At 57.3% G+C, this 5,782-nt stretch carries 6 protein-coding genes; 2 read left to right on the forward strand and 4 right to left on the reverse strand.

What is annotated here, in order from left to right:
* The 4 genes from Q0239_RS05260 to Q0239_RS05275 form a co-directional block, all read right to left on the reverse strand.
* On the reverse strand, nt 1-503 hold a 503-nt coding region (locus Q0239_RS05260), incomplete at its 3' end, for an alcohol dehydrogenase catalytic domain-containing protein (RefSeq protein ID WP_298599467.1).
* A complete protein-coding gene (locus tag Q0239_RS05265) occupies nt 503-1,789 on the reverse strand; it encodes an acyl-CoA dehydrogenase family protein (RefSeq protein ID WP_298599470.1) in 1,287 nt (428 codons plus the stop codon). The genes Q0239_RS05260 and Q0239_RS05265, both read right to left, overlap by 1 nt.
* 48 nt (nt 1,790-1,837) lie before the next feature.
* Complete coding sequence (locus Q0239_RS05270; protein ID WP_298599473.1) at nt 1,838-3,283, reverse strand: MFS transporter; 1,446 nt, start codon at nt 3,281-3,283, stop codon at nt 1,838-1,840.
* On the reverse strand, nt 3,280-4,125 hold the full coding sequence (locus Q0239_RS05275) for an SDR family NAD(P)-dependent oxidoreductase (protein WP_298599475.1): 846 nt from the start codon (nt 4,123-4,125) through the stop codon (nt 3,280-3,282). The genes Q0239_RS05270 and Q0239_RS05275 overlap by 4 nt, the downstream gene beginning before the upstream one ends.
* Before the next feature lie 163 nt (nt 4,126-4,288).
* Between Q0239_RS05275 and Q0239_RS05280 the strand changes: the two genes are divergently transcribed.
* Both Q0239_RS05280 and Q0239_RS05285 read left to right on the forward strand, forming a co-directional pair.
* Nucleotides 4,289-5,449, forward strand: a complete 1,161-nt coding sequence (locus tag Q0239_RS05280; RefSeq protein WP_115550098.1) for an acyl-CoA dehydrogenase family protein — start codon at nt 4,289-4,291, stop codon at nt 5,447-5,449.
* 3 nt (nt 5,450-5,452) lie between these two features.
* The coding region (locus Q0239_RS05285) for an acyl-CoA dehydrogenase family protein (RefSeq protein WP_298599480.1) at nt 5,453-5,782 on the forward strand (330 nt) is incomplete at its 3' end.

Raw genomic sequence — 5,782 nt, forward strand, 5'->3', positions numbered from 1 at the left:
CCTGTCGTCACCGCGCAGCCGATAACTGCTGCACGATCCAAAGGCATTTCGGGGTCGATGCGGGTGCAGGCATGTTCGTGGATCAGCATCATTTCAGCAAAAGCCGAAAGATTGAGCATCTGGTTGACCGGTGAACCATCGGGGCGCGAAAGTCGCGACGGCTGATCCGGATTGCGACGGGTTTCCGCACCAAGGCACAGCGACATGCGCCCGGTGACGCAAAATTCGCAATGCCCACAGAAAGCCGAAAGACAGGTGATGACGGCATCGCCGACCTTCACCGTACGCACTTCGGAACCCACAGCCTCGACGATACCAGCCGCTTCGTGGCCCGGCACCGCGGGCAGCGGATGCGGATAGGTGCCTTCGATGAAGTGCAAATCCGAATGGCAAAGCCCGCAAGCCGCATTGCGGATCAAAACTTCATGCGGACCCGGCTTCGAGATTTGCAGGGTTTCGATTTCGAGCGGTTTGCCCGGTTCGATAAGGACAGCAGCTTTCATCAGCGTGTCACCGCCAGGCTGCCGCTCGACAGTTCAACACCGCCACGGACGCCGCCATATTTGCCCAGTTCCATGCGAGCGATCGCACGGTTGTGGACTTCATCCGGACCGTCAGCGAGACGCAGCGTACGCTGATGTGCCCAAGCCGAAGCGAGACCGAAATCTTCTGACACGCCGCCACCACCGTGCGCCTGGATGGCGTCGTCGATGATCTTGAGCGCCATGTTCGGTGCCTGAACCTTGATCATCGCGATTTCGTTGGCGGCCGCCTTGTTGCCAACCGTATCCATCATCTGCGCAGCCTTCAGGCAGAGCAGGCGAGTCATTTCGATATCGATGCGTGCGCGGGCAATCCGCTCATGCCAGACGCTGTGTTCAGCAATGGTTTTGCCGAATGCGACCCGGCTGGTAAGGCGGCGGCACATTTTTTCCAGCGCTTCTTCAGCAACGCCGATGGTGCGCATGCAGTGATGGATACGGCCCGGCCCGAGGCGACCCTGCGCGATTTCAAAGCCACGGCCTTCGCCGAGGATGACGTTATCTACAGGAACGCGAACGTCCTTCAGTTCGACTTCCATATGGCCGTGCGGCGCATCGTCATAACCGAAGACCGGCAAGTGACGCAGGATGTTCACGCCAGGGGCGTCCATCGGAACGATGATCTGTGACTGCTGCTGGTGCTTTTGCGCGCCGGTATCGGTCTTGCCCATTACGATCGCGACCTTGCAGCGCGGATCGCCCAGACCTGACGACCACCATTTGGTGCCGTTGATGACATATTCGTCACCGTCGCGCACCATGCGGGTTTCGATATTGGTGGCGTCGGACGAAGCCACGGCAGGCTCGGTCATCAGGAAGGCCGAACGGATTTCGCCGTTCATCAGCGGCACCAGCCACTTCTTCTTCTGCTCGGCGGTGCCATAGCGATGGAAGACTTCCATATTGCCGGTGTCGGGTGCCGAGCAGTTGAACACTTCGGAAGCAAAGCCGACGCGACCCATTTCTTCTGCACACAGCGCATATTCGACATTGGTCAATTGCGGGCCATCAAATTCGACGGTCGTATCAAGATGCGGATTGGCACCCTGTGGCGGCATGAACAGGTTCCAGAGACCGGCCGCCTTGGCGCGCGCCTTTTCTTCTTCAACGACTTGCAGAACCTTCCAGCGATCGCCGGTTGAATCCTCTTTTTTATAGTCTGCAACGCGCGGACGGAGGTAGGTATCGATGTGGTTCTTGATACGGTCGCGCCAATAGGTTTCGCGTTCGGTGAAGGTAAAGTCCATGCGAGTCGTCCTCTTTTTAATCGTCCGGTTAACTTGATTTCCTTGGGCCTATCCGGCCCCTGCTTCAACTGTTTTTTCGCCTTCGGCGAGCCGTCGCACACGTTCCTCATGATCGGCACGGGTGATCGGGAATTTACGGATGCGCCAGATGGTGCCCAGCCCCAGCACAACGATCGTGCTGATATAGGCAATCACAAGGCTGTCGATGACTGGCGCAGGCACGTTGGCCGGATTGGCTTTCTCCGGCAGGCCTGCCATCGAGATAATGAAACCGCCGATCAATATACCCGCACCGGTCGCACATTTCTGCACGAACAGATTGCCGGCGTAGAGCAGACCTTCCGAACGGCGCCCGGTATGTTCCTCGGTCACCTCAACGACGTCTGCAATCATCGAAGCGACCGAAATCTGGATGATTACCCCGGAACAATTGGCGATGAAGAAGAAGGCGAACACCATCGCGGTGGAGAGATTACTGCCCGTTTCAGGCCAGAATCCGCCGAGAAACAGCAGGAATGGAGTAATCCAGAAGCCCGCATTAATGAAGATGAAGCGGAAGGCTGAATCCTTCTTGCCCCATTTCTTGTTGAAAAAGGCCACAAGGAAGAAGGCGATGATGACACTGCCGAACAGCAACCAGGGATAAGCCTGGAACCAACGTTCGGGAAAGCGCCATACAAAGATGTAAAGATAGTTGGACAGGACATAAGTGACCTGCGTGCTGACTGCGGCAAAAGCGACGGCAGAAATCAGCACCAGATAAGTCGGGTGAGACACCGAATGCCAGATTTCCCGCATCGCCTGACCCACGGTGGTTTTATCAGGCTGCGAAGCAGGCAGTTGCGCAAGGCGTTTATGCTGCCCCATCGCAGATAGCAGAACAGTGACCGCCATCAGGCAGGCACCGGTAATGCCATACATCCAATAGCCTTCTGCAAGTAGTTGGCCGACTTCGCCTTCTTTGTCCGAAACGAGGAACACGCCATAAGCGAGGAAGAGCATCAACAATCCGCCAGCCCACGCAAACAGGTAACGCAGCCGCATCAGGCTGGTTCGCTCGTCATAATCCTGTGTCAATTCGGGCAGGATCGCGACCGAGGGCACCTCGCACGCCGAAACCAGCGTTCGAACCAAAATGGCTGTGACGACGAGATAGCCAAAGGCCTGCCACCCTTCGAGCCCCGGTGGATGCCAGAGCAGCATCCACGATGCGGCCAGCGGTACTGCGGCGAGATAGAGCCACGGCAAACGCCTGCCCCAACGGGTGTACGTGCGATCGCTCATATGGCCGATGATTGGGTCGGCAAATGCATCGACGATCATGGCGATAGCCAAGGCCGCGCCAACCAGACGCGCGTCCATCCCGATGACCTGATTGTAAAACAGCAACAGGAAGGTCGAAAACCCGTTCTCTTTCACGCCATAGGCTAAGCTGCCTAAACCGTGAAAGAATTTGATCCGCGTTGGAACGCGCCCGTCCGAGGTGATGGTCATTCCTGAGCCGCGCCGACGAAGTTCTCAACCGAGTCGAACATCGCGGGGGCATTTTCATCCCAGCTGTGACGTGGGCCGACGGTAATGCCACCGTCGACGACCATATGGGTGCCCGTGATGAAGCGGGCTTCATCGCTGGCGAGATACGCGACCATCGATGCGATATCTTCCGGGTTACCTCCGCCTTTTACCGGCTGCGCCATATTGGCTACTTCATGGATTACGGCATTGGCAGCATCACGTTGCTCCAATGGCACCTCAAGCGCAGCCGCAAAAATGTTGGTTTTGATAAAGCCGGGGCAGATCGCGTTGACCCGGATATCAAATTTGGCGAGCTCCGCTGCCGCCATTTTTGAAAGGTGCAGCACGCCCACTTTTGCGACGGCATAAGCCGACGGCGAATATCCCGCGCCGAGCGCGGCAATGCTGGCCGTGTTGACAATCGAAGCACCCTTGCGCCCCTTCATATGCGGTACGGCATAGCGGATCCCCATTGCGACCGAGCGCAACAGCAGGTCCATCGTCTTGTCCCAGCCTTCGGGTTCGATTTCGTCAATTGGCGCGCGATCACCCGCAGCGCCCGCGTTGTTGAAGACGATATCGATGCCGCCGGTCTTCTCGGCCGCGAAATCCATCAATGCCTTGATATCATCGACATTACAGACGTCGGTGTGTTTGAAGAATATCTTTCCGTTGGAGGTTGCTGCGAGCTCGCTGCCGCCCTCTTCATCGATATCGGCAGCGATTACGGTCGCACCTTCTTCAGCCAACCGAAGGCAGGTGGCCTTGCCAATGCCCGATGCAGCCCCGGTGACGACAGCCGTCTTCCCAGCGAATCTCATATTCCTCTCCTCATCCCGACTCTCTCGCCGCTATCCTGTCCGCTTAAAAAGGCGCGGTCAACGGGCGCAAAAATGCCGTTACGGAAAGCGCGCCTCACAAGTTGACGCTTGCGTAAAGTGCACAAAGAGACATAGTGATTCGGCACTTTTTAGGAGAATCCCGATGAGCGAGCTGGAGGCATTCCGGACGGAAATCAGGGCGTGGATAGAGGCAAACTGCCCGCCCGAAATGAAAACCCCGATCAAAAGCGACGACGACACCTGCTGGGGCGGTCGTAACTTCGTTTTCCAAAGCGAAGCGCAAAAACAATGGATGGAGCGCTGCGCAGCGGCAGGCCTTACCGTGCCCGATTGGCCAAAGGATTATGGCGGCGCAGGACTGTCGCCAGCCGAGACCAAAATTTTCCGTCAGGAAATGGCACGCGCCGGCGCACGTTCGCCGCTCAACAGCTTTGGCATCTGGATGCTTGGCCCCGCATTGCTCAAATTCGGCACCGAAGAGCAGAAGCGCCATTACCTGCCGCAGATCGCGCGCGGCGAAATCCGCTGGTGTCAGGGCTATTCAGAACCGGGATCAGGTTCGGATCTCGTTTCGCTGCAGACCTTTGGCGAAGACAAGGGTGATCATTGGGTGGTCAACGGCCAGAAAATCTGGACCAGCTATGCCGACAAGGCCGACTGGATCTTCTGCCTTGTCCGCACCGACAAGGAAAACAAATATCAGGGCATCAGCTTCCTGCTGTTCGATATGACGACGCCGGGCGTTACCACCAAGCCGATCAAGCTGATTTCGGGTAACTCGCCCTTCTGCGAAACCTTCTTCGACAATGTTGTTGTGCCCAAGCATCAGATTGTCGGCGAACTCAACCGTGGTTGGGATGTCGCCAAATATCTGCTCGGCCATGAGCGTGAGATGATTTCGGGCATGGGCGGCGATGGCGGCACAGCCTCGCTTGGCGGCGGCTTCAAGGATGCGCTTGGCGATGAGCCCATATTGCGCGCGCAACTGGCGATGTTCGACGTCGAAAGCCTCGCCTTCCGCGCGCACAGCGAACGCTTCATGGACGAATGGAAAACGGGCACCGCGCATCCGGCCTATTCGAACTTGATGAAATATATCGGTACGGAACTGAACAAGAAGCGCCACGAACTGGTGATGGCCGCGGGTGGTTCGGACTATCTGGAATGGGAAAGCGAACGTTCGAATGGCGGCAAGCGCGCCCGCGACTGGCTGCGCACCAAAGCCAATTCGATCGAAGGCGGCACGAGCGAAGTCATGCTCAACGTCGTCGCAAAACGCATTCTCGACATGCCGGGAGCCTGACCAATGGCGATGACCTATAACGAAGACCAGTCGATGCTGCGCGATAGCGCACGCGACTTCATGAAAACCGAAGCCCCTGTCGCGCATCTGCGTAAATATCGGGACATGGATTGCAAGGATGGCTTCAGCCACGATCTGTGGAAGCAATTCTCCGAAATGGGCTTTACCGGCATTTTGATACCTGAGACCGATGGCGGCCTTGGCATGGGCCATGTCGAAGCCGGCATCGTGCTGGAAGAAATTGGACGCAACCTGTCGCCCTCGCCATTCCTTTCAACCTCGGTGGTCGCTGTCGAAGCGCTGAAGGCTGCAGACAAGGCAATGCGTGACCGC

It is taken from the genome of uncultured Sphingorhabdus sp. (assembly GCF_937872355.1).
Lineage (GTDB): Bacteria > Pseudomonadota > Alphaproteobacteria > Sphingomonadales > Sphingomonadaceae > Sphingorhabdus_B.

Bases quoted from the DNA above. Each gene is read 5' to 3' on its own strand.
- Q0239_RS05265 (WP_298599470.1), bottom strand. From the start codon at position 1,789: ATGGACTTTACCTTCACCGAACGCGAAACCTATTGGCGCGACCGTATC.
- Q0239_RS05270 (WP_298599473.1), bottom strand. From the start codon at position 3,283: ATGACCATCACCTCGGACGGGCGCGTTCCAACGCGGATCAAATTCTTT.
- Q0239_RS05275 (WP_298599475.1), bottom strand. From the start codon at position 4,125: ATGAGATTCGCTGGGAAGACGGCTGTCGTCACCGGGGCTGCATCGGGC.
- Q0239_RS05280 (WP_115550098.1), top strand. From the start codon at position 4,289: ATGAGCGAGCTGGAGGCATTCCGGACGGAAATCAGGGCGTGGATAGAG.